General features: G+C 67.0%; 26 protein-coding genes. 21 read left to right on the forward strand and 5 right to left on the reverse strand.

Annotation, left to right across the window (positions count from 1 at the left end):
- Positions 1-496: FAD-dependent oxidoreductase (locus A9976_RS08920; protein ID WP_183018709.1), on the reverse strand; the 496-nt coding region annotated here is incomplete at its 3' end.
- A gap of 314 nt (positions 497-810) precedes the next feature.
- On the opposite strand from A9976_RS08920, the gene A9976_RS08925 reads away from it, so the two are divergent.
- Positions 811-1398: an NADPH-dependent FMN reductase gene (locus A9976_RS08925; RefSeq protein ID WP_183018710.1), complete on the forward strand. Its 588-nt coding sequence runs from the start codon at positions 811-813 to the stop codon at positions 1396-1398.
- A gap of 95 nt (positions 1399-1493) precedes the next feature.
- The gene (gstA, locus tag A9976_RS08930) at positions 1494-2102 is read left to right on the forward strand and encodes a glutathione transferase GstA (RefSeq protein WP_013799958.1); all 609 of its coding nucleotides are present in this window, start codon (positions 1494-1496) and stop codon (positions 2100-2102) included.
- 60 nt (positions 2103-2162) lie between these two features.
- Here the strand turns inward: gstA and A9976_RS08935 are convergent, their stop codons facing one another.
- A complete protein-coding gene (locus A9976_RS08935; RefSeq protein ID WP_088166419.1) occupies positions 2163-2936 on the reverse strand; it encodes an IclR family transcriptional regulator in 774 nt (257 codons plus the stop codon).
- 138 nt (positions 2937-3074) lie between these two features.
- Here A9976_RS08935 and A9976_RS08940 point away from each other — a divergent pair, with 138 nt between their 5' ends.
- The 6 genes from A9976_RS08940 (at position 3075) to A9976_RS08965 (ending at position 7619) form a co-directional block, all read left to right on the forward strand.
- Positions 3075-3806: an SDR family NAD(P)-dependent oxidoreductase gene (locus A9976_RS08940; RefSeq protein ID WP_259649151.1), complete on the forward strand. Its 732-nt coding sequence runs from the start codon at positions 3075-3077 to the stop codon at positions 3804-3806.
- A gap of 13 nt (positions 3807-3819) precedes the next feature.
- Positions 3820-4206: an NIPSNAP family protein gene (locus tag A9976_RS08945; protein ID WP_183018712.1), complete on the forward strand. Its 387-nt coding sequence runs from the start codon at positions 3820-3822 to the stop codon at positions 4204-4206.
- 12 nt (positions 4207-4218) lie between these two features.
- Positions 4219-4770: a VOC family protein gene (locus tag A9976_RS08950; protein WP_183018713.1), complete on the forward strand. Its 552-nt coding sequence runs from the start codon at positions 4219-4221 to the stop codon at positions 4768-4770.
- An 88-nt stretch (positions 4771-4858) separates the two neighbouring features.
- On the forward strand, positions 4859-5833 hold the full coding sequence (locus A9976_RS08955) for a tripartite tricarboxylate transporter substrate binding protein (protein WP_183018714.1): 975 nt from the start codon (positions 4859-4861) through the stop codon (positions 5831-5833).
- A 4-nt stretch (positions 5834-5837) separates the two neighbouring features.
- A complete protein-coding gene (locus A9976_RS08960; protein WP_183018715.1) occupies positions 5838-6419 on the forward strand; it encodes an NADPH-dependent FMN reductase in 582 nt (193 codons plus the stop codon).
- An 81-nt stretch (positions 6420-6500) separates the two neighbouring features.
- Positions 6501-7619 (forward strand): alkene reductase, encoded by a 1119-nt coding sequence (locus A9976_RS08965; RefSeq protein ID WP_183018716.1) that lies wholly within the window; start codon positions 6501-6503, stop codon positions 7617-7619.
- Between the two features lie 103 nt (positions 7620-7722).
- Here the strand turns inward: A9976_RS08965 and A9976_RS08970 are convergent, their stop codons facing one another.
- Entirely contained in the window at positions 7723-9417 is a 1695-nt protein-coding gene (locus A9976_RS08970) for a methyl-accepting chemotaxis protein (protein WP_183018717.1), read from the reverse strand.
- A gap of 300 nt (positions 9418-9717) precedes the next feature.
- Between A9976_RS08970 and A9976_RS08975 the strand changes: the two genes are divergently transcribed.
- From A9976_RS08975 to A9976_RS08985, 3 genes are read left to right on the forward strand one after another with little or no spacing between them, the layout of a single operon-like run.
- A complete protein-coding gene (locus tag A9976_RS08975) occupies positions 9718-9912 on the forward strand; it encodes a heavy-metal-associated domain-containing protein (protein WP_012201975.1) in 195 nt (64 codons plus the stop codon).
- 44 nt (positions 9913-9956) lie between these two features.
- The gene (gene cueR / locus A9976_RS08980) at positions 9957-10397 is read left to right on the forward strand and encodes a Cu(I)-responsive transcriptional regulator (protein WP_183018718.1); all 441 of its coding nucleotides are present in this window, start codon (positions 9957-9959) and stop codon (positions 10395-10397) included.
- 14 nt (positions 10398-10411) lie between these two features.
- Entirely contained in the window at positions 10412-12037 is a 1626-nt protein-coding gene (locus tag A9976_RS08985) for an ATP-binding protein (protein ID WP_183018719.1), read from the forward strand.
- A 199-nt stretch (positions 12038-12236) separates the two neighbouring features.
- Here the strand turns inward: A9976_RS08985 and A9976_RS08990 are convergent, their stop codons facing one another.
- A complete protein-coding gene (locus tag A9976_RS08990) occupies positions 12237-12986 on the reverse strand; it encodes a TetR/AcrR family transcriptional regulator (RefSeq protein ID WP_183018720.1) in 750 nt (249 codons plus the stop codon).
- A 130-nt stretch (positions 12987-13116) separates the two neighbouring features.
- On the opposite strand from A9976_RS08990, the gene A9976_RS08995 reads away from it, so the two are divergent.
- The 8 genes from A9976_RS08995 (at position 13117) to A9976_RS09030 (ending at position 22098) form a co-directional block, all read left to right on the forward strand.
- Positions 13117-14001, forward strand: coding sequence for an ABC transporter ATP-binding protein (locus tag A9976_RS08995; protein ID WP_183018721.1), 885 nt, complete (start codon positions 13117-13119; stop codon positions 13999-14001).
- Positions 13998-14879: a branched-chain amino acid ABC transporter permease gene (locus A9976_RS09000; protein ID WP_013799949.1), complete on the forward strand. Its 882-nt coding sequence runs from the start codon at positions 13998-14000 to the stop codon at positions 14877-14879. The genes A9976_RS08995 and A9976_RS09000 overlap by 4 nt, the downstream gene beginning before the upstream one ends.
- A gap of 22 nt (positions 14880-14901) precedes the next feature.
- A complete protein-coding gene (locus tag A9976_RS09005) occupies positions 14902-15939 on the forward strand; it encodes a branched-chain amino acid ABC transporter permease (RefSeq protein ID WP_183018722.1) in 1038 nt (345 codons plus the stop codon).
- Positions 15940-15976: 37 nt separating this feature from the next.
- Positions 15977-17158, forward strand: coding sequence for an ABC transporter substrate-binding protein (locus A9976_RS09010; protein WP_183018723.1), 1182 nt, complete (start codon positions 15977-15979; stop codon positions 17156-17158).
- Between the two features lie 166 nt (positions 17159-17324).
- A complete protein-coding gene (locus tag A9976_RS09015; RefSeq protein ID WP_259649152.1) occupies positions 17325-18155 on the forward strand; it encodes an ABC transporter ATP-binding protein in 831 nt (276 codons plus the stop codon).
- Between the two features lie 13 nt (positions 18156-18168).
- Positions 18169-20013 (forward strand): long-chain fatty acid--CoA ligase, encoded by a 1845-nt coding sequence (locus A9976_RS09020; RefSeq protein ID WP_183018725.1) that lies wholly within the window; start codon positions 18169-18171, stop codon positions 20011-20013.
- Positions 20014-20022: 9 nt separating this feature from the next.
- Positions 20023-20811, forward strand: a complete 789-nt coding sequence (locus A9976_RS09025; RefSeq protein ID WP_183018726.1) for an enoyl-CoA hydratase/isomerase family protein — start codon at positions 20023-20025, stop codon at positions 20809-20811.
- 99 nt (positions 20812-20910) lie between these two features.
- On the forward strand, positions 20911-22098 hold the full coding sequence (locus A9976_RS09030) for an acetyl-CoA C-acyltransferase family protein (protein ID WP_183018727.1): 1188 nt from the start codon (positions 20911-20913) through the stop codon (positions 22096-22098).
- A gap of 60 nt (positions 22099-22158) precedes the next feature.
- Here A9976_RS09030 and A9976_RS09035 read toward each other — a convergent pair whose 3' ends face one another.
- The gene (locus A9976_RS09035) at positions 22159-23196 is read right to left on the reverse strand and encodes a recombination-associated protein RdgC (protein ID WP_183018728.1); all 1038 of its coding nucleotides are present in this window, start codon (positions 23194-23196) and stop codon (positions 22159-22161) included.
- A gap of 311 nt (positions 23197-23507) precedes the next feature.
- Between A9976_RS09035 and A9976_RS09040 the strand changes: the two genes are divergently transcribed.
- Both A9976_RS09040 and A9976_RS09045 read left to right on the forward strand, forming a co-directional pair.
- On the forward strand, positions 23508-24065 hold the full coding sequence (locus tag A9976_RS09040) for a Spy/CpxP family protein refolding chaperone (RefSeq protein WP_183018729.1): 558 nt from the start codon (positions 23508-23510) through the stop codon (positions 24063-24065).
- 175 nt (positions 24066-24240) lie between these two features.
- Complete coding sequence (locus tag A9976_RS09045; RefSeq protein ID WP_183018730.1) at positions 24241-24912, forward strand: acyloxyacyl hydrolase; 672 nt, start codon at positions 24241-24243, stop codon at positions 24910-24912.
- Positions 24913-26153: the final 1241 nt, after the last annotated feature.

Here is a 26153-nt window from a genome sequence, read left to right on the forward strand (position 1 = left end):
CCACGTGGATCTTGCCGTCCAGGAAGGTGCCCGCCGTGAGCACCACGGTGCGGCTGCGAAAGCGCACGCCCACCTGGGTGACGGCGCCCACCACGCGGTCGCCCTCGACCATGAGGTCATCCACCGCCTGCTGGAACAGCCACAGGTTGGGCTGGTTCTCCAGCATGTCGCGTATGGCGGCCTTGTAGAGAATGCGGTCGGCCTGGGCGCGCGTGGCACGCACGGCCGGGCCCTTGGAGCTGTTGAGGATGCGGAACTGTATACCGCCGATATCGGTGGCCAGCGCCATGGCGCCGCCCAGCGCATCCACTTCCTTGACCAGATGGCCCTTGCCGATCCCGCCGATGCTGGGATTGCAGCTCATCTGGCCCAGGGTCTCGATGTTGTGGCTCAGCAGCAGCGTCCTGCAGCCCATGCGCGCAGCGGCCAGCGCGGCCTCGGTGCCGGCGTGGCCGCCACCGACCACGATCACATCAAATTCCTGTGGGTACAACATGCTTATCACTCCGGGGGCCTGCCCGGCCCAAGCCCCCGACACGGAGCACTCACGCTCCGGCGCTCATGGCAGGTGGCCCTCGTTCATGTGGCGAGGGGAACCCAGCGGGGAACCCGCGATTTTCCCACCTTTGCCGCACCAATGCCTTGCAAGGGGTCGGCCGGCCCCGCCACTGCACCGGCACTGGGCCAGCACTGCGCCGGTGTTCCACGTGAAACAGTGCGGCGGACACAGCGTGCGCACCGCAGGATGCTGCGCGGCGCCGCCCGCAGCGCGCCCCGCTTGCAAGAAACATGTGCAGGGCCTGTGATGCAATGGCGGCCATGCAGATCCTCATCTTCGCGGGCAGTACCCGCCAACAATCGCACAACCGGCGCCTGGCCGCCGCCGCCGCCGACATGGCGCGCGAACTGGGCGCCCAGCCCACGCTGCTGGAGCTGTCGGACTTCGACATCCCCATGTACAACGCCGACCTGGAGGCCAGCGGCACGCCGCCCGACGTGCTGCGCTTCAAGGCCGCGCTGCACAGCCACCCGGCCTGGCTGATCTGCTCGCCCGAGTACAACGGCAGCTACCCTGCCCTGCTCAAGAACGCCATCGACTGGGCCTCCAGCCCCGTGGCCGGCGACGCCGTCTGGTCCGATGGCACCCTGCCCTTTCGCGGCAAGGTCGTGGGCATGGCCAGCGCCTCGCCCGGCGGCCTGGGCGGCCTGCGCGCCCAGTCGCACCTGGCGCCGCTGCTGCTGAACCTGCAGTGCTGGCTGGCGCCCGTGAGCCACGCCGTGGGGCAGGCCGGCCAGGCATTCGACGACGCCGGCCGCCTGCAGCGCCCCCAGGACCAGCTGGGCATGAAGGCCGTGCTGGAACAGGTGCTCTGGGCTGCACAGCGCCTGTCGGCCTGAACCCTGCCGCCAGCGCGGTCCCGTCATGCGCAGCCCCTTCACATGGGGTTAGCATGGGCGCTTGTCTTTCTTACCCTGATCGGAAGCCATCCACCATGAAGCTCTACTACAGCCCTGGCGCCTGCTCTCTGTCTCCCCACATCGTCCTGCACGAGGCAGGCCTGGCCTACGAGCCGGTCCTGGCCAGCACCAAGACGCACAAGCTGCAGGACGGCACGGACTACTACGGCATCAACCCGCTGGGCTATGTTCCCTTCCTCGTGCTCGACGACGGCGACACGCTGCATGAAGGCCCGGCCATCGTCCAGTACCTGGCCGATCTGGTCCCCGAGAAGAAGCTGGCGCCTGCCAACGGCACCATGGCCCGCTACCACCTGCAGGAGTGGCTGAACTTCATCGGCACCGAGCTGCACAAGGGCTTCGGCCCCCTGTTCAACCCCGCCACGCCCGACGACTACAAGCCCGTGGTGCGCCAGCGCGTGCTGGATCGCCTCAAGTGGGTGGACGGCGAGCTCAATGGCCGCGACTACCTGATGGGCGAGCAGTTCACCGTGGCCGACGCCTACCTGTTCACCGTGACGGGCTGGGCCCAGTTCGTGGGCGTGGACATCTCCGAGCTGACCAACCTCCTGGCCTACCGCGAGCGCGTGCTGGCCCGCCCTGCCGTGCAGGCCGCGATGAAGGCCGAAGGCCTGCTCAAGTAAGCTGCGCCGAGCCTGCTCTCGGCGCCCTAGGGGGCCGGCTGGTGTGGACCAGCCGGCCCCTTATCTTTTGCGCGTGCGGATGCGCTGCTCTATCTGGGCCGCCGCAGCGCGCACCTGCTGGGCGATGCGCCGCACGCGCGCCGCCGTCATGCGCTGGGTCAGCGCGGCCACGCTGACCGCCCCCATGGCCTGGCCCATGCTGTCGCAAAAATGCGCGCCCACGGCCGTCACGCCCAGGCTCACCCGGTTCTGGATCACGGCCACGCCTGCGCGGGCCGTTTCCTCGCAGGCCAGGCGCAGTCCCGCATCGGTGAGCTTGCCAAAGGCCGGCAGGGCAGGCGCCACGCGCTCGATGATGGCCTCGCGCTCCTCGGGCGCAATGGCGGCCAGCACGGCCAGCCCCCCGGCGCCCACGCCCAGCGGGCGCCGGCTGCCGACCTGCAGCACCAGCGTGCGTATGGGAAAGTCACCTTCGAGCCGGTGCAGGCACACGGCCTCGAATCCGCTGCGCACCACCAGGTAGGCCGTGTCCTCGGTTTCACGTGCCAGCGCCGCCATGGCCGGCTCGCACAGGTCGCGTATGTCGTGCAGCATCGACCCGGCCAGGCCCAGCTCGAAGGCCAGCGGACCCAGCCGGTAGCGGTGGGTCTGGGCGTCGTGCACCACCAGGCGCTCGGCAATCAGCTGCTTGAGGATGCGGTGGGCAGAAGGGTGGGGCACGCCGGATTTTTCGGCCAGCTCGCTGAGCGGGCAACCGCGCACGCCCCCGGTCGCCAGCAGCTTGAGAAAGGCCACGCCCCGCTTGAGGGAGCCGGCATCGGACGATGAGGTCATGTTCGTTTATCGGACAACTGAGTGGCGCCGCCGGGCGATTTGAAAACAATCGGAATGGCCGATCAACCACGGCCCGGCCAGGGCACGGCAAGGCCGGGCGCCACGGATTTCCGAATGATGCAACTCTCCCATCCGCCATTGCAAGACAGAATCGCCGTCGTCACCGGCGCCAGCAGCGGCATAGGCGCCGCCACGGCGCGGGCCCTGGCCAGCGAAGGCGCCACCGTCGTGATCGGCTACCACCAGGGCCACGACCGCGCCCAGGCACTGCGCGAGGAACTGCCGGGCCGCCACCACACGCTGCAGCTGTCGCTGCAAGACGAGGCCAGCCACGCCACCGCCGCCCAGTGGCTGCAGCAGCACCTGGGCCGGGTGGACCTGCTGGTCAACTGCGCGGGCTTCACCGAGCGCATCGCGCACGCGCAGATCGATGCGCTGGAGCCGGCTCTGTTCAACCGCATCCTGTGCGCCAACGTGGGCGGCACCTATGCCGTGACGCGGGCCCTGCTGCCGCTGCTGCGCGCCTCGCAGGATGCCGCCGTGGTCAACGTGTCCTCGGTCTCCGCCTTCACGGGCCTGGGCAGCAACATGGCCTATTGCGCCGCCAAGGCCGCGCTGGACACGCTGACGGTGTCCATGGCGCGCGCCTTCGGCCCGGTGCGCTTTCTCTGCGTCTCGCCCGCCGCCGTGGACACCGGTTTCGTGGGTGGCCGCAGCCGCCAGGAGCTGGAGAAAAAGGCCGCGCACACGCCGCTGGGCCGCGTGGTCGAGCCCGGCGATGTGGCGCAGGCCATCCTCGCCTGCGCCACGCATCTGCGCACGGCCACGGGCACGCGCATCGTGATCGACGGCGGCCACAGCCTCGGTTGAAAGAAGGCACGTCATGCTCGTCGAACAACGCACCTACACCGCCCACCCCGGCAAGTGGCGGGACTACCTGGCGCTCTACCAGGCCGAGGGCCTGGAGCTGCAGCAGCGCATTCTGGGCCGCATGGTCGGCTACTACACCAGCGACTCGGGGCCACTCAACCAGATCGTCCACCTGTGGGCCTATACGGACCTGAACGAGCGCGCCGAGCGCCGCGCCCGCCTGCTGGCCGAGCCACGCTGGCAGGCCTATGTGGCGCGCATGCTGCCGCTGCTGCAAAGCCAGGAATCGAAGTTCCTGGTCCCGGCCCCCTTCTTCCAGCCCCGGTGGAGCGGCTGCCAGGAGCCGCTCCACGGCGCCACGGGCCCCGCCTCCGCTTCCGGCCCCCTTTCCACCGACTGACAGGAGACATCCATGCTGTGCAAAAAGCTTCACCACGCCGCCTACCGCTGCAAGGACGCGGCCGAGACCGTGCGCTTCTATACCGAGGTGCTGGGCCTGCGCTTTACCCACGCCATGGGCGAGGACCATGTGCCCTCCACGGGCCAGTACAGCCCGCACATCCACATCTTTTTCGAGATGGAGGACGGCAGCTCCATCGCCTTCTTCGAGTGCCCCAGGGACCCGGGCCAGATGAAGGACATGGAGTCGCCGGGCTGGATACAGCACTTCGCCTTCGAGGTCGCCGACGTGGACACCGTGCTGCGCGCCCGCCAGGACCTGCTGGACCGGGGCATTGAGGTGGTGGGTCCCACCAACCACGACGACTTCATCACCTCCATCTACTTCTTCGACCCTTCGGGCCACCGCCTGGAGCTGACCGCGCGCACGGCCGACGCGGCGCGCCACCAGGTCTTCGAACAGGAGGCCATGCAGGTGCTGGCCCTGTGGAACGAGACCCACGACTGGTCGCAGCGCGAAAAGCTCTACGGCGCCCAGACCGGCTACGCACGCGCGGACCGCTAGCCGCAACGCCAGCGAGGCCTGCCAGGCCAGCCGCAAGCCAAGCCACTGGACACAGCCACAGCGCGCAATACAAAAAAGGAGACATGACATGACTGCCATCACCCGACGCACGGCCCTGCTTGCAGGTGCCGCCTCACTCGCCCTGCCCACGGCCCGGGCTCAGGGCGGTTTTCCCAACCGGCCCATTCAATTGATCCACGGCTTTGGCGCGGGCGGCAACGCCGACGTGGTGGCCCGGCTCGTGGCCCAGAAGCTGCAGGAATCGCTCAGACAGCCCGTGGTGGTGGAGATCAAGAGCGGCGCGGGCGGCTCCATTGCCAGCAACTTCGTGGCCAAGGCGGTGCCGGACGGCTACAGCCTGGTCATGCTCACGGGCGCGCACACCGTGTCGGCCGCGCTGCGCAAATCGCTGCCCTACGACGCGGTCAAGGACTTCGCCTTTGTCTCCACCGTCTCGTCCTTTCCCTTCGTGGTGGCCGTGCGCGCCGAGCATCCCGCCAGGACCCTCACCGATCTGCTGGCCATGGCCCGCAAGGAACCGGGCCGCATCACCTTCACCTCGGTGGGCGTGGGCTCCACCCAGCACATGGCCGGCGAGCTGCTGGGCTCCACGGCCAAGGTACAGCTGCTGCACGTGCCCTACCGGGGCGGCGGCGCGCCCGTGCAGGCCGTGATAGCGGGCGATGTGGACGTGCTCAGCGACACGCTGACCGTGGCCATGCCGCACATCAAGTCGGGCCGGCTGCGCGCCCTGGCCGTCACCAGCGCCCAGGCCTGGCCCACCCTGCCCGAGGTGCCGCCGGCCTCGGCCGTGCTGCCCGGCTTCGAGGTGCGCTCCTGGCTGGGCCTGGCCGCGCCCGCAGGCACGCCCGCCGACGTGGTGCAAAGGCTGGCCGCCGAAACCCACAAGGCCCTGAAGGAGCCCGACCTGCTCCAGGCCCTGGCCAGCGCCGGCAGCGCGGCCACGCCGTGCAGCCCCGAGGAGATGCGTGGCATGGTGGGCGCCGAGATCGCGCGCTGGCGCGGCGTCATCCAGCAGGTCGGCATTCCGCTGCAGGCCTGACGCCATGGACATCATCGGCCTGTGCGGCAGCCTGCGCCGCCATTCCCTGAACCGCCTGCTGCTGGAGCTGGCGGGCGAATGCCTGCCACCCCAGGCCACGATGCAGGTCTGCGACTGGCGCGCGCTGCCGCCGCTGCATGCCGACCTGCTGGCCACGGGCATGCCCGAATCCGTGCACCAGTTGCGCGAGCGCATCCGCCGTGCCGACGCCGTGGTGCTGGCCACGCCCGAGTACAACTTCTCCATTCCAGGCATGTTCAAGAATGCGCTGGACTGGATCTCGCGTGGCGACGACCAACCCTTTCGGCACAAGCCCGTGGCCCTTGTCTCGGCCTCGCCCGGCCCGCTGGGCGGGGCGCGCGTGCAGTACGAACTGCGCAAGGTACTGCAGTGCATGGAAGCCGACGTGCTGGCCCGGCCCGAGGTCTTCGTGGGCCAGGCGGCACAGAAATTCGACAGCCAGGGCCTGTGCACCGATGCCGCCACGCGCAGCTTCGTGACGGCGCAGATGCAGGCGCTGGGGCGACTCGTGGCACAGCACCGTCGCCTGCACGACAGCGCGCAAATCCCTGGCCTGCACGATTGATTCCATGGGCGTAATCTGTGCCGTACGCCGCGCCGCCCGCACGGGTGGCGCTTTTGCTTCACGCACAGAAAGCCCCGTTGCATGACCTCTCTGTTCGAACCCATACAGGCCGGCGAGCTGCGCCTGCCCAACCGCATCGCCATGGCACCGCTGACGCGCAACCGCGCGCCCCAGGCCCTGCCCAACGACATCATGGTCACCTACTACGCCCAGCGTGCCAGCGCCGGCCTGCTGATCAGCGAAGGCACGGCCATCAGCCACCAGGGCCAGGGCTATGCCCATGTGCCGGGCCTGTACGGCAGCGAGCAGCTCGACGGCTGGAAGCGCGTGACCGACGCCGTGCACAAGGAGGGCGGGCGCATCGTCACCCAGCTGTGGCATGTGGGCCGGGTCTCGCACACCTCGCTGCAGCCCGAAGGCCAGGCGCCCGTGGGGCCGTCCCCGGTAGCGGCCAGATCCAAGACCTATGTGATCGACGAGGACTCGGGCAAGGGCCAGTTCGTGCCCACCTCCGCGCCGCGCGCGCTCGCCCAGCAAGAGCTTCCCGCCATCGTCCACAGCTTCGCCGTGGCCGCGCGCAATGCCGTGGAAACGGCCGGCTTCGACGGCGTGGAGCTGCACGGCGCCAACGGCTATCTGCTGGACCAGTTCCTCAAGACCGGCGCCAACCAGCGCAGCGACGACTACGGCGGCAGCATCGAGAACCGCGCCCGCCTGCTGCTCGAATGCACGCGCGCCGCCGCCGATGCCGTGGGCGGCGGCCGCGTGGGCATCCGCCTGTCGCCCGTGACGCCGGCCAACGACATCGCCGATGCCGACCCCCAGCCGCTGTTCGAATACGTGGTTCGCCAGCTGGCGCCGCTGGGCCTGGCCTACATCCACATCATCGAAGGCTCCACAGGCGGCCCGCGTGAACTGCCGGACCGGCCCTTCGACTACGCGGCCCTCAAATCCGCCTACCGCCAGGCCGGTGGCCAGGGCGCCTGGATGGTCAACAACGGCTATGACCGCGCCATGGCCCTGCGCGCCGTGGAGAACGGCCACGCCGATATCGTGGCCTTCGGCAAGGCCTTCATCTCCAACCCCGACCTGGTCCACCGTCTGCGCGACGACCTGCCGCTGAACCCCTGGAACTCCAGCCTGTTCTACGGCGGCGGCGCCGAGGGCTACACCGACTACCCGTTCGCGCGCCAGGCCTGATTTGCGGCGCTGCAAAGCAAAAGCCCGCAGGCATGGCCTGCGGGCTTTTTCGTTCGGACGATTCACGGGGTCACGTGAAACAGGGCCGCTGGCCCCTGCCTTCTCAGGCGTGTTCCAGCAACTGGGTCTCGCGGGCCGAAGCCAGCGGGGCGCGGCCGGCAGCCGGGGCCAGGCCGGGCTTGCCCTGGCCGGGACGGCCATAGGAAGCATGCGAGCCCATGGACGCCACGGCCGCACCGGCAATGCGGAACTGGCCCACCACCTGCGCCAGGCGCGCGGCCTGCTCGCGCAGCGACTCGGCGGCGGCGGCCGATTCCTCGACCAGGGCCGCATTCTGCTGCGTCATGCGGTCGATATCGCCCACGGCCTGGTTGACCTGGCCGATGCCGCCCGACTGCTCGCTGGAAGCAGCCGTGATCTCGCCGATGATGTCGCCCACGCGCTGCACGCTGTCCACGATCTCCTTCATGGTCTTGCCCGCATCCTCCACCTGGCGCACGCCCACGTCCACGGCCTGCACGCTGGTCTGGATCAGCGCCTTGATCTCGCTGGCCGCCTGGGCCGAGCGCTGGGCCAGGGATCGCACCTCGGCCGCCACCACGGCAAAGCCGCGGCCCTGCTCGCCGGCGCGCGCCGCTTCCACGGCGGCGTTCAGCGCCAGGATGTTGGTCTGGAAGGCGATGGAGTCGATCAGGCCGATGATGTCGCCGATCTTGCGGCTGGAGGTCGTGATCTCCTGCATGCTGACCACGGCCTGGGCCACCACGTCGCCACCGCGCGTGGCCGTGGTCGAGGCAGAGGCCGCCAGCTGGTTGGCCAGTTGCGAGGACGATGCCGTCTGCTGCACCGTGGCCGTGAGCTGGGACAGCGAGGCCACGGTCTCCTGCACATTGCTGGCCGTCTGCTCGGTGCGCGAGGACAGGTCCTGGTTGCCAGTGGCGATCTCCTGGCTGGCCGTGGCGATGTTGCCGCTGGCGTCGCGCACCTGGGTCACCATGGAGCCCAGGCTCTGCTGCATCTGGTCCAGCGCGCGCTGCAGGTCGGCCACCTCGTCCTTGCCCTCCACCTTCACGCTCTGCGACAGATCGCCCTGGGCGATGGTCAGCGCCGTCTGGCGCGCCTGCACCAGGGGGCGGCAGATGGACAGCATGTTCATCAGCGTCAGCGGCACCACCACCAGCACCGTGAGCACCACGGCAGCCACGAAGATCCACTGCGTCTGCTCGGCCACGCCCTGCTCCTCGGCGGCCATGGCATCGACCTGCTGGCGCAGCAGCTGGTCGAGCTGGGCGATCAGCTTCTCGACCTCGGCCACCTCGGCCATGGCCTTGCCGCTCATGCGGTTGGCCGTGGTGGCCGTGTCGTAGCCGCCGGCCTCCAGCTGTCGCGCAATGTGCTCGAACTGCTGGCGGTAGCGGTCCACGCGATCGGAGATGCCGCTGACGATGGCATCGTCGGCCGGGTCCTCATCCTTCAGAAAGCGCTGGGCCACGGATTTCACGCGGTCGATGGCGGCCAGCCACTGGGTGTGGGCCTTGCGCACCTCTTCGGTACGCTCGTACTGGATGATCATGTCCTTTTCATGGGCGCGCACGGCGCCGAGTTCGGCGCGCAACTCCACCATGTAGCCCATCTTGGCGTACGAGGTATGCATGAACTGCTGACTCATGCCATGGATGCGGAACATGCCCAGCATCCCCGCTCCGCCCAGCAGACCCAGCAGCACCAGCACCATGGCGATGGCACCCAGCATCCGCGTGCGGATCGTGAAAGCCCGCATCATTCCCAACAAGTTCATGACCGTTTTCCTCTCTGTCAGTCAGGGCGCCTGCACGGTCTCCATATGCCCGGCGCCAACGTAAATACAAATTGTTGCAGTTTGTCAGATGATCGCCAATGGTCTATGACGGTTTTTGCATATTCCGGGCTCTTTTCAATGTATCGGTCATTGGGCCGAATCATTGAGCCGGGCCGGCCCGCATGCTTTGGGCCAAATCAACCCATTCCCGGCCAGACGCTTGACCTTGCCATGGTGTTAGGGTTCAACATGCCATCCATGGCTTGCGCCACTTCGGCGCGCCCCAACCAGGAGCGAGAGATGCAACATGTTTTCACCGTGCAGGGCATGACCTGCGGCCACTGCGAACGCGCCGTCACCCAGGCCGTGCAGGGCGTCGATGACCAGGCCCAGGTAAAAATCGATCGCGCAGCCCAGCGCGTGGAAGTCGACAGCAGCGCCAGCCGCGAGGCACTGGGCGCCGCCATTGCCGAAGAAGGCTACAAGGTCGCCTGAGAGACACCTCAAAGATACCCGCAGGCATCCGAAAGGCACGCACCATGTCCGCCCACCCCGCACAGCACTGGCCCGTCTCCATCGGCGAGGCCGCGCGCCGCGCCGGTGTCTCGGCGCGCATGGTGCGCCACTACGAAGCCCAGGGCCTGCTGCCGCCCATGCACCGCACGGACGGCGGCTACCGCCAGTACGCCGAGTCCGACGTGCACGCCCTGCGCTTCATCCGCCGCGCCCGCGACCTCGGTTTCTCCATGGACGAGATCGCCACCCTGCTGGGCCTGTGGCAGGACAAGAGCCGCGCCAGCAGCCAGGTCAAGGACATCGCCCAGCGCCACATCGACACACTGACCGAACGCATCGCCGCCATGCAGGCCATGCAGCGCACGCTCAAGACCCTGGTGCACTGCTGCCACGGCGACGACCGGCCGGACTGCCCGATATTGGATGATCTGGCGGCGCCCGACACAGTCGGAAGCGGCGCGTAATTTAAGCTGTGGGCATGCTCACCACGCCCACCCAGCTTCACCAATGGTTGCTTGAGCCTGAAGGTCAGCGGCTTGAGTTCAAGGAAGCCAAGCAGCGCTATGACTTTGAAAAACTGCTCAAGTACTGCGTAGCCCTGGCCAACGAAGGCGGCGGCGCCATCGTGCTGGGCGTGACCGACAAACGACCTCGCCTCATCGTAGGTACGCAGGCGTTCGAAGACCCGGGCCGCACCGAGGCCGGATTGCACCAGAGACTGGGCCACCGTATCCCTGTTGAGGAACTGCGCCTGCCGCAAGGCCGTGTGCTGGTTGTGCGTGTGCCCTCCCGGCTGCCGGGCACGGCATGGCATATCGACGGCAGCTTTCTCAAACGGGCTGGCGATGATCTGGCGGCAATGAGCGCGCAAGAACTGCGGGCCATCTTCGATGAAACCGGCCCCGACTTCTCGGCACAGCCATGCCCAGGGGCCACGCTGGAGGATCTGGAGCCGTCATCCATTGCATTGTTCCGGGAGCGCTGGGCTCGCAAAGGCAATACCCCTCGCAGACGCGAACTGAGCGACGAACAGACCTTGCGGGATGCAGAGTTGCTCGTAGAAGGCAATCAGGTGAGCTATGCCGCGCTCATTCTGTTCGGCAAAAGAGCGGCTCTGACAAGATGGTTGGCCCAGGCGGAGCTGGTATTTGAATACCGGTCGTCCGAAGCTGCAGGACCAGCCGCCGATCGCGAAGAATTTCGAGAGGGCTTTTTTGCGTGGCAGGACGCGCTCTGGAAAAAGATCAACTTGCGCAATGACCGCCAAAGCTACCAGGACGACTTTTTCCGCATGGACCTGCCGACATTTGCCGAGGTTCCGGTCCGGGAAGCGCTCCTGAATGCGGTTGCCCACCGGGACTATCGCTTGGGTGGTTCGATTTTCGTCCGGCAATTTTCCAAGCGGCTGGAGGTGATCAGCCCGGGAGGGCTGCCGCCCGGAATCACGCCCGAGAACATCATTGATCAACAGAATCCGCGCAATCGCAGACTCGCCGAAGCCCTCGCCCGCTGCGGCTTGATCGAGCGCTCTGGTCAAGGCCTGAACCTGATGGTGGAAAGCGCCGTGCGACAAGGCAAGCCCCTGCCCAGCCTTGCGGGAACATCTGCCCACGAAGTACGGTTGACTCTGGAAGGTGGGGTGCGCAACCCGGCCTTCGTACGCTTCATGGAGCACCTCGGTGAAGAGAAGCTGAGCAGCTTCTCGACATTGGACTACCTCGCGCTGGAATGCCTGCAACAAGAAAAGCCGCTGTCTGCCCCTTTGAGGGAACGCCTTGCAGGCCTGCTGGCGGCGGGAGCGGTGGAATCCATAGGTCGAGGCAAAGGGACGCGCTACATCCTGTCCGAGGCCTTGTATGCATCTTTGGGCGCCAAAGGAACGCATACCCGGCAACGCGGCCTGGACAGAGAGACCAACAAGGCGCTGCTGCTCAAACACCTCACAAAGCACAGAGAGCATGGCGCTGCGCTGGCCGAACTGCGGCAGGTGCTGCCGTCCTTGCCAATGAGTGCCGTTCAGGATTTGCTGAAAGAGCTGCGCAATGAGGGGCGCCTCCAACTGATGGGTGCGCGCCGTTGGGCACGATGGCATTTGTCGGATTGAGATCTGCGGCGTTTGGGCCGTGGCATCAAGACCGGTCCATGAGTCCAAAAGATGCCAAGTTCTTTAGCCTCTTTTACGAACGCGAAAAACTGTTTCCCCACAACGACTTATAAAGCACCCCAAAATTGCCAGAGGCTCTTTTAGGCTCTTGGAAACACCTCTATAGAACCAAAGCTCTGCGGGTATGTGCGGCTTCGGCTCAATCCTTGGGGGGGCTTGCCGCGCGCTTTGCGGAGGCCGCGCGCCGAGCAGGCTGCGCCCTGCGCAACACCCCCCCCATCAAGGTATCAATGCACTGCTGCGCCACTTCCTCGGCCGAGTACTGGCCGCCGGGCTGGTACCAGCGGCCTATCCAGCTCAGCGCGCCGGCAATCACGAAGGCGGTCATCTTGGGGTCGCAGGGGGCCAGCGAGCCCTCCTGCACGCCGGCGGCCACCAGGCGCCGGAAGGCCTGGTCTATCGCGGCCTTCTGGCGGCGCAGTTCGCGGCGGCTGTCGGGGGGGACCTGTTCGTCGCCGACACGGATCAGGCACATGCCGAAGTCCATGGTGACGATGCGCGCATAGACCTGCATGCAGGCGCGCAGCTGGTCCACGGCCTGGCCGCCTGCGCGGCGCGAGGCCTCGATGCCTTCCAGCGTCATGGCCAGGCCCTGGTTCACGCACTGCAGCAGGATCTCGTCCTTGTTCTTGACGTAGTAGTACAGCGTGGGCTTGCTCACGCCCAGCCGTGCGGCGATGTCGTCCAGCGAGGTGGCGGAGAAGCCGCGCTCGTTGAACAGCTGCGCGGCGGCCTGCAGCACGGCCTGGCGCTTGGCCTCGCGCTGCTGCTCGCGGTCGGGCGTGCCGCTCCAGGGCGAGTCCACGGCGGGGGCCGCACGGCCTTTGCGGGTGCCGGGGCTGGGGCTGGGGCTGGGTCGGGTCTCGGTTTCAGGGCTCGATGGCTTCATGGCGGCGGGCGCACCGGGGAAATCACCGATGCTGCATGCGGTGGGCGACAACCAGAATCTACTCCAAAGTAAACAGCCTACGCATCAGTAGGCTCCTGCCCGGCTCGACGAACCAATGCACGAGAGCGCCATGGAGACACACCCCGACGGCGGCCGATCCGCCCCCTTGCTGCAGGTCGATGGCGTCACGCTCGCCTTTGGCGGCGTGAAGGCGCTGTCGGGCGTGGGCTTCGATGTGCAGCCCGGCTCGATCACGGCGGTGATCGGTCCCAACGGCGCGGGCAAGACATCGCTGTTCAACACCATCTCGGGCTTTTACCGGCCCACGGGCGGCTCCATCCGCTTCCAGGGCGAGGACATCACGCGCGTGCCGGCGCCGCGCCGTGCGCGGCTGGGCCTGGGGCGCAGCTTCCAGAACATCGCGCTGTTCCGGGGCATGACGGTGCTGGACAACATCAAGCTGGGCCGCCACGCCCACCTGCGCACCCATGTGCTCGACGCCCTGCTCTACCTGGGCCGCGCGCGCCGCGAGGAGGCCGAACTGCGCCGCGACATCGAGGAACGCATCATCGATTTCCTGGAGATAGACCATATCCGCCATGCGCCCGTGGCCGCCCTGTCCTACGGCCTGCAAAAGCGCGTGGAGATGGCGCGCGCCCTGGCCATGCAGCCGCGCATCCTGATGCTGGACGAGCCCGTGGCCGGCATGAACCGCGAGGAGACCGAGGACATGGCGCGCTTCATCCTCGACGTGCGCGCCGAATGGGGCGTGACCGTGCTCATGGTGGAGCACGACATGGGCATGGTCATGGACCTGTCCGACCATGTGGTGGTGCTCAACTTCGGCCAGGTCATCGCCCAGGGCACGCCCGCCGTTGTGCAGGCCGATCCCGAGGTGAACCGGGCCTACCTGGGCGCGGGCGACGTGGGCGAGCTGCGCCAGCGGTTGCGCGGCGCTGCCGCACGGCCAGCGTCCACCGGGCACCTGTCCGCCATGGCGCAGAGGGCCGCATGATGGACTGGGCCTACCTGTTCGAGATCGCCCTCACGGGCCTGGCCGCAGGCGGCCTGTATGCGCTGGCCGCGCTGGCCTTCGTGGTGGTCTACAAGGCCACGCGCGTGGTCAACATCGCCATCGGCGAGCTGCTGATGGTGGGCGCCTACCTGTTCTTCACCTTCGCGGCCATGTTCGCGCTGCCGCTGTGGCTGGCCATTCCCGCCGCCGTGCTGGGCACGGGGCTGCTGGGCGCGCTGATCGAGCGCACCATGATCCGGCCGCTGCTGGGCGAGCCGCCGATCTCGGTGTTCATGGTCACCGTGGGCCTGGCCTCGGTGCTGGTGGGCCTGGTGGAGCTGATCTGGACGGCCGACCAGCGCCGCCTGCCCGAGTTCATGCCCACGCAGCCCGTGATGATCGGCGAGGCCTTTCTCGCGCCCAAGGTGGCCTGGGGCGCAGCCGTGGCCGTGGTCTTCATCGCGGCCGTGCTGCTGGTGTTCCGCTACTGGCGCGGCGGCGTGGCCCTGCGCGCCACGGCCAGCGACCAGGCAGCGGCCTATTCGGTGGGCATCAATGTGCCGCGCGTGTTCTCGCTGGCCTGGGTGGTGTCGGCCATGATCGCGGCGGTCTCGGGAATCATCGTCGGCTCCATCGGCGGCATCTCGTCGAGCATGGGCGTGTTCGGCCTGTCGGTGCTGGTGGTCGTCATCGTGGGCGGGCTGGACAGCGTGCTGGGCGCCCTGGTCGGCGGGCTGTTCATCGGCCTGGTGGAGGCGCTGGCCGGCGCCTACCTGGGCGGCGAGTACAAGCTGCTGGCCACCTTCATCGTGCTGGTCGTGGTGCTGATGCTCAGGCCCTACGGCCTGTTCGGCACGCACGAGATCGAGCGGCTCTAGACAGCTTCAGAAAGACGGCAGCATGCGCATAGGCACCCTCAAGGAAAGCTACATCGCCGATGCGGCGCTGTTCGACTCCCGCACGCAACGCACCTGGCTGGCCGTGGCCGGCGCGCTGCTGCTGCTGTTTCCCTTCATGGCCAGCGACTACTGGCTGTACCTGGCCTGCCTGGTCAGCATCAACGTGGCCGGCGCCACGGGGCTGAACATCCTCACCGGCTACACGGGCCTGGTGAGCCTGGGCCAGGCCGCCTTCATGGGCCTGGGCGCCTATACGGTGGCCATACTGCAGGCGCGCTGGGGCACGCCCGTGCTGTTCAACCTGCTGGCGGGCGGCTTCGTGGCCATGCTGGGCGGCATCGTGGTGGGCCTGCCCTCGCTGCGCGTCAAGGGCCTGTACCTGGCGATTGCCACCATCGCGGCCTCGTTCATCGCCCATTTCCTGTTCGCCAACCTCAAGCTCACGGGCGGCACGGCGGGCCTGACGCTGCAGCCGGCCACGGTGTTCGGCGTGGCGCTGGACACCTCGTTCCGGCTGTACTGGGTGATCGTGCCCGTCACGCTGCTGATGCTGCTGGGCGCGGCCAACCTGTTTCGCACACGCATAGGCCGCGCCTTCATCGCCATCCGCGACCGCGACATCTCGGCCGAGGTGCTGGGCATACCGCTGCTGCGCTACAAGCTGCTGTCGTTCGGGCTGTCCTCGTTCTACGCGGGCGTGGCGGGCGGGCTGTGGGCGTACTTCTTTCGCGTGGTCACGCCCGAGAGCTTTCCCCTCTTGATGTCCATCTTCTTTCTGGCGGCCATCATCGTCGGCGGCATGGGCTCCATCCTGGGCGGCATCCTGGGCGCGGTCTTCATGACCATGGTCCCGGAGCTGCTCAAGCTCATCGTGGACCTGCTGCCCGGCGGCTCCGAGCTGGCCGTCTTCCTGTCGCCCGTGCGCACCATGGTGTTCGGGCTGCTGATCATCGTCTTTCTGGTCTTCGAGCCGCAGGGGCTCGCACAAATGTGGCGGCGCCTGCGTCGCTTCTTCCACCTGTGGCCCTTCCGCAATTGAGGCGGCGCCGCGCACGACAAGCAAAAGGAGACAAGCAATGCAGCAACACCCGACCTCCTCGCGCCGCCGCAGCCTGCTGCTGGCGGCAGGCGCCAGCCTGGCCGCACCGCTGGCCGCCCGCGCCCAGGCTGGCGGCGAAGACATCGTGATCGGCGGCTCCATCCCCATGACGGGCGTGTTCGCCTTCGCGGGCGTGGGCATCAATGCCGGCATGGGCGACTACGTGAAGATGGTCAACGAGGCAGGCGGCATCAAGGGCCGCAAGATCCGCTACGTGCCCGAGGACACGGGCTACAAGGTCGATGTCTCGGTGGCCGCGTTCAAGAAGATCACCAGCCAGAACAAGGTCAACCTCTACTACGGCGACTCCACGGGCTTTTCCAAGACCATCAACCCGGAGCTGGACCGCAACGGCGCCATCCTCATGGCGGGCGCCTCCTTCGCCACCGAGCTCAACAACCCGGCCAAGTACCCGAACCAGTTCCTCGTGGGGCCCGACTACACGGAGATGTTCGGCATCCTGCTCAAGCACATCGCCAAGGAAAAGCCGGGCGCCAAGGTGGCCTTCGTCTACTCCGACTCCGAATTCGGCCGCGACCCCATCGAGGCCAGCGAGGCGGCCGCCAAGAAGCTGGGCCTGAACGTGGTGGCCAGGCTGATGACGCCGCCCGGCAGCGTGGACGTGTCCACCGAAGTCATCAAGCTGCGCCGCGCCGCGCCCGACTACACCATCTTCCACGGCTACATCCTCGCGCCCATTCCCGAGTTCATCCAGCAGGGCAAGCAGATGGGCATGACCAGCCAATGGATGGGCACCTTCTGGACCATGGACAGCTCCACCGTCATGAAGATGGGCGAGGCCGGCGACGGCTTCATGGGCGTCATGCCCTACCGCTACTACTACGACACCTCGGCCAAGGCGCCCATGCTGGACAAGATCCGCGCGCTGCGCCCCGAGTACCAGAGCACGGCCTATATCCAGGGCTTCCTGGCGGCCATGCTGTTCGTGGAATCGGCCAGGCGCTGCCTGGACGCGGGCAAGCCGCTCACCGGCCCCAACCTCAAGGCCGCGCTCAATTCCATCAAGGACTTCGACACGGGCGGACTGATCGGCGTGCCCATCACCATCAAGGGCAATTCGATTCCCGTGGGCCGCGTCTACAAGGCGGACATGAAGGCGCAGAAGATGCTCCCAGCGTCCGACTGGATAGCGCTTTGATGAAACGCATCCCCCTGAGCTGCTTCGCCGCTTCCCCCTTCTCTCGCACCGCTTCGCGTTGCGGGAAGGGGGACGGCACCCTCGCGGCGGGGCGGCCCTTGCTTGGTGCCCCGCGCCTGATGCACGCCATAACCAACGTCGCGGGCTCCACATGCGCAGTGAAATTTTGAAGGCAACCCCAACCAACGCAGAGACTGCAAGCGTCCTCGAAATCAACAACATCGAGGTCATCTACAACAAGGTCGTGCAGGCCCTGCGGGGCCTGTCGCTGGCCGTGCCGCGCGGCCAGATCGTGGCCCTGCTGGGCAGCAACGGCGCGGGCAAGAGCACCACGCTCAAGGCCGTCTCGGGGCTGCTGGCGCTGGAGGACGGCCTGCTGGCCAGCGGCAGCGTGCGCTACAACGGCCAGTCCACCGCGCAGTACGCGCCCCAGCAACTGGTGCGCCTGGGGCTGTCGCATGTGATGGAGGGCCGGCGCGTGTTCGAGGACCTCACGGTGGAGGAAAACCTCGTGGCCGCCACCTACGCGCTCACGGGCCGCAATCAAGTCAAGCCCGACTTCGACCTGGTCTACAGCTACTTCCCGCGCCTGCATGAGCGACGCAAAGGCCTGGCCGGCTACCTGTCGGGCGGCGAGCAGCAGATGCTGGCCATTGGCCGCGCGCTGATCGCCGAGCCCCAGCTCATGCTGCTGGACGAGCCCTCGCTGGGCCTGGCGCCGAAGCTGGTGGAGGACATCTTCACCATCATCGCGCGCATCAATGCCGAGCGCGGCACCTCCATGCTGCTGGTCGAGCAGAACGCCACCGTGGCCCTGGCCGTGGCGCACAGCGGCTACATCATGGAGAACGGCAAGATCGTCATCGACGGGCCGGCCGAACACCTGGCCCAGGACGCCGACGTGCGCGAGTTCTACCTGGGCATGGGCGGTGGCGGCGAGGCAAAAAGTTTTCGCGACCTGAAGCACTACAAGCGCCGCAAGCGCTGGTTGTCCTAGCCTGGGAACGCACATGCAAGCCCTTCCCGAACTCACCCTACCCCAGATGCTGGCCGAACGCGCGCGCAGCGATGCCCAGCGCGTGGCCATACGGCAAAAGGACTTCGGCATCTGGAAGCCCACCAGCTGGGCGCGCTACCACGAGCGTGCCAGCCACTTCGGGCTGGGCCTGGCGCAGCTGGGCCTGCCGCCAGGCGGCCACATGGGCGTGATCTCCGAGAACCGCATCGAGTGGGTGCTGGCCCAGATGGGCGCAGGCCTGATCGGCGCCATCACCGTGGGCGTGTACCCCACCAGCCCCACGCCCGAGGTCGCCTATGTGGCGGGCCATGCCGATGTGGACATCATGGTCTGCGAGGACCAGGAGCAGACCGACAAGCTGCTGGCCGCCCTGCCCCAGCTGCCGCGCCTGAAGAAGATCATCGTCATGGAGACCAAGGGCCTGCGCAGCTTCGCGCCGGAGGTCCGCGCCCTGATCGCCACCTTCGACGAGGTCGAGCGCCTGGGCGCCCAGGCTGCCCAGGCCGCCGGCCGCGCCCTCATCGAACAGGCGCTGGCACGCCAGACGCTGGATGACGTGGGGCTGATGATCTACACCTCGGGCTCCACCGGCAAGCCCAAGGGCGCCATGATCACCTACCGCAACATCCGCGGCGTGGTGCCCGGCATTGCCGAGCGGCTGGGGCTGGACGGCGGCACGCGCCACCTGTCCTACCTGCCGCTGTGCCACGTGGCCGAGCAGATGCTGACCAGCTTCGTGCCGGTCTACCTGGGCTCGCAGGTGCACTTCGGCGAGTCCATCCGCACGGTGCAGGAAGACCTGCGCGAAGTCGCGCCCAACATGTTCCTGGGCGTGCCGCGCATCTGGGAAAAGCTGCACGCGGCCATCAGCATCAAGATGCAGGAGACCGGGCCGCTGCGCCGCGCGCTCTACCGGCGCGCCATGGCGGCCTGCGCGCCGCTGGCCGAAAAGCCCCGCAGGCAGTGGAGCCTGGCCGAGCGCCTGGCCTGGGCGGCCAGCTACTGGAGCGTGCTGCGCGCGCTGCAGAACTTCATCGGCCTGCGCGAGGCGCGCGTGGCGCTCACCGGCGCCGCGCCCATACCACCCGACGTGGTGCGCTTTTTCCGCACGCTGGGCGTGCCGCTGATCGAGGTCTACGGGCTGACCGAATCCACGGGCATGGTCACGGGCCACCGGCTGGACGACGTGTCCGTGGGCAGCGTGGGCGTGGCCACCGAAGGCGTGCAATGGCGCATTGCCAGCCTCGGCAGCAGCGCGGGCCACGAGGGTGACGACAGCGGCGAACTGCAGATCAAGGGCGACATGGTCTTCGCGGGCTACTACAAGAACCCCGAGGCCACGGCGCAAAGCCTGCAGGACGGCTGGCTGCACACGGGCGACGTGGTGCGCGTGCAGGACGGCCAGCTGCGCATCGTGGACCGCCTCAAGGACATCATGATCACCGCCGGCGGCAAAAACCTCACGCCCTCGGAGATCGAGAACACCATGAAGGCCAGCCCCTTCATCAAGGAGTGCATCGTCGTCGCCGAGGGCCGCAAGTTCGTGGGCGCGCTGGTGCAGATCGACTACGAGACCGTGGGCCAATGGGCCCAGGCACGGCGCATCCCCTTCACGCATTTCCGCTCCCTGGCCGAGATGGCCGAGGTGCGCGCGCTGATCGATGCCGAGATCGCGCAGGGCAATGCGCGCCTGGCCCAGGTCTCGCATGTGCGGCGCTTCCATCTGCTGACCAAGGAGCTGGACCACGACGATGGCGAAGTCACGGCCACGATGAAGGTGCGACGCTCGTCCATCTACAAGACCTACGCCGCCGAAATCGACGCCCTGTACCACTGACCCGCTCCCATGACCGACACGCAAGACACCCCGCTGCGGCTGCAGCGCGAAGGCGCCATCGCCACGCTGACCTTCCACCGCCCCGCCGCCCTCAACGCCATCGACGTGCCCATGGCACTGGCACTGCGCGATGCCGTGCGCGCCCTGGCCCAGGACCGCGCGCTGCGCTGCGTGGTGCTGGAAGGCGCAGGCCGCGCCTTCATGGCGGGCGGCGACCTGGACACGCTGGCCGCCGACCCCGTGCGCGGCGCGGCCGAGCTGCTGGCGCCGCTCAACGAGGCCGTGGCGCTGCTGGGCCAGCTCGATGCGCCCGTCATCGCCAAGGTGCATGGCGCGGCGGCAGGTGCGGGCCTGTCGCTGATGCTGCAGGCCGACTTCGTCTACGCGGCCGAGGGCACGCGCTTCAACCTGGCCTACATCAACCTGGGCGCCAGCTGCGACGTGGGAGCCTCCTGGGCGCTGCCGCGCATCGTGGGCCTGCGCAACGCGCTGGAGATCGCCATGCTGGGCGAGACCCTGGACTGCGCCCAAGCGCAGCGCCTGAGCCTCGTCAACCGCGTCCTGCCGCCCGCCGAACTCGACGCCGCCGTGCAGCAGCTGGCCCAGCGCCTGGCCGCCGGCCCCACGGTGGCGCTGGGCCATATGCGCCGCCTCATGCGCGCCGGCCTGGACCGCAGCCTGCGCGACCAGCTGGCCGCCGAGGCCTGCGCCTTCGATGCCTGTGCGCGCACGGCCGACCTGCCGCGCGGCATTGCGGCGTTCCACGCCAAGCAGGCGCCGCAATTCGAGGGACGTTGACCTCCCGCCCGGAACTGACGCCGAGGCGGCTGCGCTGCCTGCCGCCTGCCCGGCACAATGCACTCCATCCCCGTGTTCATCGCTTCGAGGAGCTTCACCATGACCCTACGCGACGTCTTCGTCGTCGGCACTGCGCGCACCGCCATCGGCACCTTCGGCGGCAGCCTCAAGGACGTACCCAACACCCAGCTGGCCACCACGGCCGTCAAGGCGGCCATCGAGCGCGCAGGCCTGGCGCCCGACGCCGTCGGCCACGTGGTCATGGGCAATGTCATCCCCACCGATACCAAGGACGCCTACCTCTCGCGCGTGGCCGCCATCGATGCGGGCTGCCCCATCGAGACACCGGCCTTCAACGTCAACCGGCTGTGCGGCTCCGGCCTGCAGGCCATCGTCTCTGCCGCCCAGGCCATTGCGCTGGGCGACTGCGACGTGGCCATCGGCGGCGGCAGCGAGTCCATGAGCCGCGGGCCCTACTTCGACCAGGCCGCCCGCTGGGGCGCGCGCATGGGCGACGCCAAGAGCATCGACTACATGCTGGGCATCCTGCACGACCCCTGGCAGAAGATGCACATGGGCATCACGGCCGAAAACGTGGCCGAGCGCTACCACATCAGCCGCGAAATGCAGGATGAACTGGCGGCAGCCAGCCACCAGCGCGCGGCCGCTGCCATTGCGGCCGGCCACTTCAAGGAGCAGATCGTTGCCGTGGAGATCGCCACGCGCAAGGGCGTCGTGGTCTTCGACACCGACGAGCATGTGCGCGCCAGCACCACCATCGAATTGCTGTCCACCATGAAGCCCGCGTTCCGCAAGGACGGCGGCAGCGTGACGGCCGGCAATGCCTCGGGCATCAACGACGGCGCCGCCGCCGTGGCCCTGGCCGCAGGCGATCGCGTGGCGGCCCTGGGACTGAAGCCGCTGGCGCGCCTGGTGGGCTACGCCCATGCCGGCGTGGACCCCGCCTACATGGGCATAGGCCCCGTGCCGGCCACGCAGAAGGTGCTGCAGCGCACGGGCCTGAAGATTGCAGACATGGACGTGATCGAGGCCAACGAGGCCTTCGCGGCCCAGGCCTGCGCCGTGATCCAGCAGCTGGGCATGGACCCGGCCAAGGTCAACCCCAACGGCTCGGGCATCTCGCTGGGCCACCCCGTCGGCGCCACGGGCGCCATCATCACCACCAAGGCCATCGCCGAGCTGCAGCGCACGGGCGGCCGCTATGCGCTGGTGACCATGTGCATCGGTGGCGGCCAAGGGATCTCGGCCATCTTTGAAAGAGTCTGAGCGCCGTCTGGGCGTGGCGATGTTTCACATGAAACATCGCCACCGCAGCCGCCTGCCGGCCTAGAACGGCGCTTCTTCAGGCGCCGTGTCCACGGGTGCCAGGGCCGGCCCCGTCAGCGCACCACGGCCCGATGCCGCTGCACGCGGTGTCGCTGCGGGAGTCTGGGCAGCGGGTGTCTGCAGCGATGCCGGCAGTTCCTGTCCCAGGCCCGTGCGCCCTTCCCCACCCAGCGCCTCGATCAGATCGGGGATGAGCCTGGACAGCTCGCCCGTGGCAATCGCCACATCGGCATCGAAGCCGCCGTCGTCCTGCGACTGGCCTTCCATCGCGGCATCGAGCAGCGCGATCTTGCGGATCTGCAGACCCTCGGTCAGCACGAAGCTCACGCGGTCATCCCAGGTCAGCGCCAGGCGCGTGGGCAGCTTGCCGTGCTCGATATGCTGGCGCACCTCGTCGATGTCCAGCGGATGGCGCGCATAGCGCACCACGGCCTTGGATTCGTCGGCGGCCTTGAGCTCGCATTCACGGTCAATCGAGAAGCCGGCCGGGCTTTCCTGCGTGGTCAGCCAGTGCGCCATGGCGGCCTGGGCGCTGGTCTGCGTATCGACCAGGGCCAGCGCAAAGCCCGTCAGGCCCTCCACCAGCGAGCTGACCACCTCGTCGGCGCGCGCCTGGCTGCCCGTGTCCAGCACCAGGGTGCGGGCCTGCGGGTCCAGCCAGACCCACATGGCGCCCTGCTTGGTGAAGGCCATGGGCAGCAGGTCCAGCTTGGCCTCGTCCTTGAGATCCTTCTTTTCCTTCTTGCCGGGCTTGCGGCCTTCGGTGGCCTCGATGTGGGCAGCCTTTTCGTTGACGCGGCGGTTGAGCACGCTGGCCGGCAGCATCTTGGCCTCGGTCATGAAGCGCATCACCCACTGGTTGGCCACGGACTCGGCCAGCGGGCCATGGGGCTCGCCGCGCGGCGGCACCCAGCCGGCGCTGCGCTCCTGCGTGGCGCCGCACTCGGCAAACGGGCTCTTGCCCAGGGCTTCTTCAAGCTGCTGCAAATCGCCCTGCCAGCTCTCGGCAATGCGATAGACGATCATGTTTTTGAACATAGCGAACCTTTGCTCGGACGGACTGCGGCTGCGCCGCAGCAAGCGGTGTGCAACACCGGGCTGCGCCGCCTCCATCCAGAGGGAGAAAACTGAAAAAAACAGCAGGGGCGCCATGCCTTGGCGCCCCGCCCGGTCATTGTGCATGCCTGGCACCGGACGGCGCTGCACAAGCTTGTCAATTCTTTACAAGCCGTGCGCAAAACCTCACTGCCCCGATACATCGAACGACCACACTTCAATCATCCGCTGCACAGGGCTCGCCAAGTGCCTTGACGGCGGCCTTCAGTCACCTCTCCAGAAAGGATTTTGGAATGACCACCACCTTCCGCCGCACCCTCGCCAGCGCCGCCGCTGCCACCGCCTTGCTGGCATCGTTCGCCCTGCCCTCGTACGCCCAGACCGCCGCGCCGGCAGCCCCCGCCGCCGCCGCCGCTACCACCACAGCGCCCAAGCCAGATCGCTCCATGCACAAGCACGGCGACCGCATGGAGCACATGCAGCAGCGCATCGCCAAGCTCAAGGCCGACCTCAAGCTCACGCCGGCCCAGGAAACCGCATGGAACACCTATGCGGCCACCTTCAAGCCCGGCGAGCGTCCCCAGCGCATGGAGCGCGAGGACTTCGCCAAGCTGACCACGCCCCAGCGCATCGACAAGATGCGTGAAATGCGCGCCCAGCGCGCAGCCGACGCCGACCGCCGCGGCGAGGCCACCAAGGCCTTCTACGCCCAGCTGGACGCCAGCCAGCAAAAGACCTTCGATGCCGCCACGCTGCACAAGGGCCACCCCGGCCACCACGGCATGGACCACGGCCCGCGCCATGACCACAAGAGCGGCCAGGCCCGCCCTGCCCCGGCACCCGCCCAGTAAGCAGCCACCTGGCCTGCCCGCCCCCAGCGGGCAGCCGGATTGCTTGCGCCAGCCCTTGCACGGACGCCTTGTCAGGCGACCGACAGCGCAAGGGCTTTTTTGCTGACTCCCCGAATTTCCCCGGACTGCCTAGAGTGGAACAGGCACAGAAATGTGTGCTGCATCGGAGAAGATCATGGCCCCCAAAAACACTCAAACGACGCCATCCAGCCGCCAGAACCACGCAACGGCGCACAAACATCCACCAGAACGATCAGGACGACCAGAACGACCAGAACGACCAGGACGACCCGGAAGTTTTGCCGCCGTGCTGCTGGCCGGTGCAGCGGCCGTCCTGCCCCTGGCGGCGCAGGCGCAGTCCACGCCGGAATCCTCCCCGTCCATGTACCTGCAATACGGCGCGGCCGAGCACAGTGCCGACAGCTGGACCGTGGGCGTCACCGTGCCCTGGCGCAACTGGCGCCATGCGCTGTGGGGCGGCCAGCTCAGCGGCTACTGGGATGTCTGGGGCGCCCGCTGGTCGGCACCGCTGGAGGGGCGCGATCGCGGCACCTGGGTCATCGGCGTGAATCCCACCGTGCGCTGGCGCGCCAGCAACGGGCAGTCGCCGTGGTTTGCAGAAACCGGCGTGGGCCTGAGCTGGGCGCTGAACCGTCGCTACGTCACGGACGAGAAGGAATTCCCCACGCGCTACAACTTCGCCACCCATATCGGCGTGGGCTACCTGTTTGGCAGCCAGGGCCAGCATGAGCTGGTGCTGCGGCTGGAGCACCATTCCAACGCAGGCATCAAGAAACCCAATCCCGGCGAAAACTTCCTGCAGCTGCGCTACGCCCACCATTTCTGATCACGGTTGCGGATCCCGGCAAGACCACCTTCGAGGTGGTCTTTTTTTGTCCGCAGCCGCCCTGTGGAAAAACCTGGGCATAAAAATCTCGTAAATCCCTGTTTATCCACAAGGAGGATGCGCCATGGAAAGTTGTGCCCAAAACGGGTGCAGCAGCGACGCAGCATCCACCACAGGGTTTGAAGTGTCTTAAGTTGTTGATTTTTATAAGACAAATTCAGTTATCAACAATTAAGCACTTCACTTACTACTACTACTAATTAAAAAATAAGAGAGATAGGAATAACAGCCAAGGACGGTTTTTCACAGCGGCAAGACCGTTCTGGATAAAAAAAGGCAGCCGGTCCGTCAGGAAAAACGGCCTGTCAACAGGTCACAGCACTGCCAGACCATGTGCTCATCCATGTCTGGCAAGCCTTCTTTTCACATGGATAAACTGAAAAATCCTTATAGATCAATAACTTGAAGTGCAATAACGGAAAAAATGCACCTCGCACAAAACTGTGGATAGATGAAGACCAAATCAACAGTTATCCACAGAAAAGATCGAGACAGGCAAACTATCCCCGTTCGGGAGACACCGGGAACAGGGCTTTGATCACATGTTTTTCAATCGGGCAAGACATTGTTTTTTTTGAGGAATAGTGAGTTATCCACAGAGATGCCATGCCTCTACTACTACGACTATTCTTTATAAGAAGATCAAAGGACAACCGAAGGCGAAGTCACGCGGGAAGCGAAGGCCGAACGGCTTTTCAAAAAAAACAGGCGAGCCAGGTTGTCTGGAGCTTGGGCATGTCCAGACGAGGGACTGCTCCAGCGAAATTGGCGCGCCTGTTTTCAAAAAAAATTCCGGATCGGTTCGCGCGCCATGGCCGTATGCACGAAGACGCACGAAGACAAGACTTCCTCGCGGCCTCGCAGAAACGCTGTGGAACGGCCTTTTTCCACAACGGGCTGTGCACTGGACGTGGAAGATTTCAGGAAAACGCGGCCTGCCAGGCGGACGCAAGCGGTTGCGCCAGAGGCAGTGGGTGGTCATTCAAAAAAATTCAACCCCTTGTTGCCGGCCTGCAAGAGGACGGCGCATCCAGATCAGGAGCAGCCGATCCAGTCCAGGCAAGAGCAATCACGAAAAGTGATGGCTGCTGGCGCACCAGGGCAAGAGGACGTGAATCAGCCCGAGCGCTTCAGCGGCTTGCAGAGGACCGTGGGGGCTTGGCAGCTGTCAGGCCCTGGGT

This window comes from Delftia sp. UME58 (assembly GCF_014170385.1).
In the GTDB taxonomy this organism is placed as follows: Bacteria; Pseudomonadota; Gammaproteobacteria; order Burkholderiales; family Burkholderiaceae_C; genus Comamonas; species Comamonas acidovorans.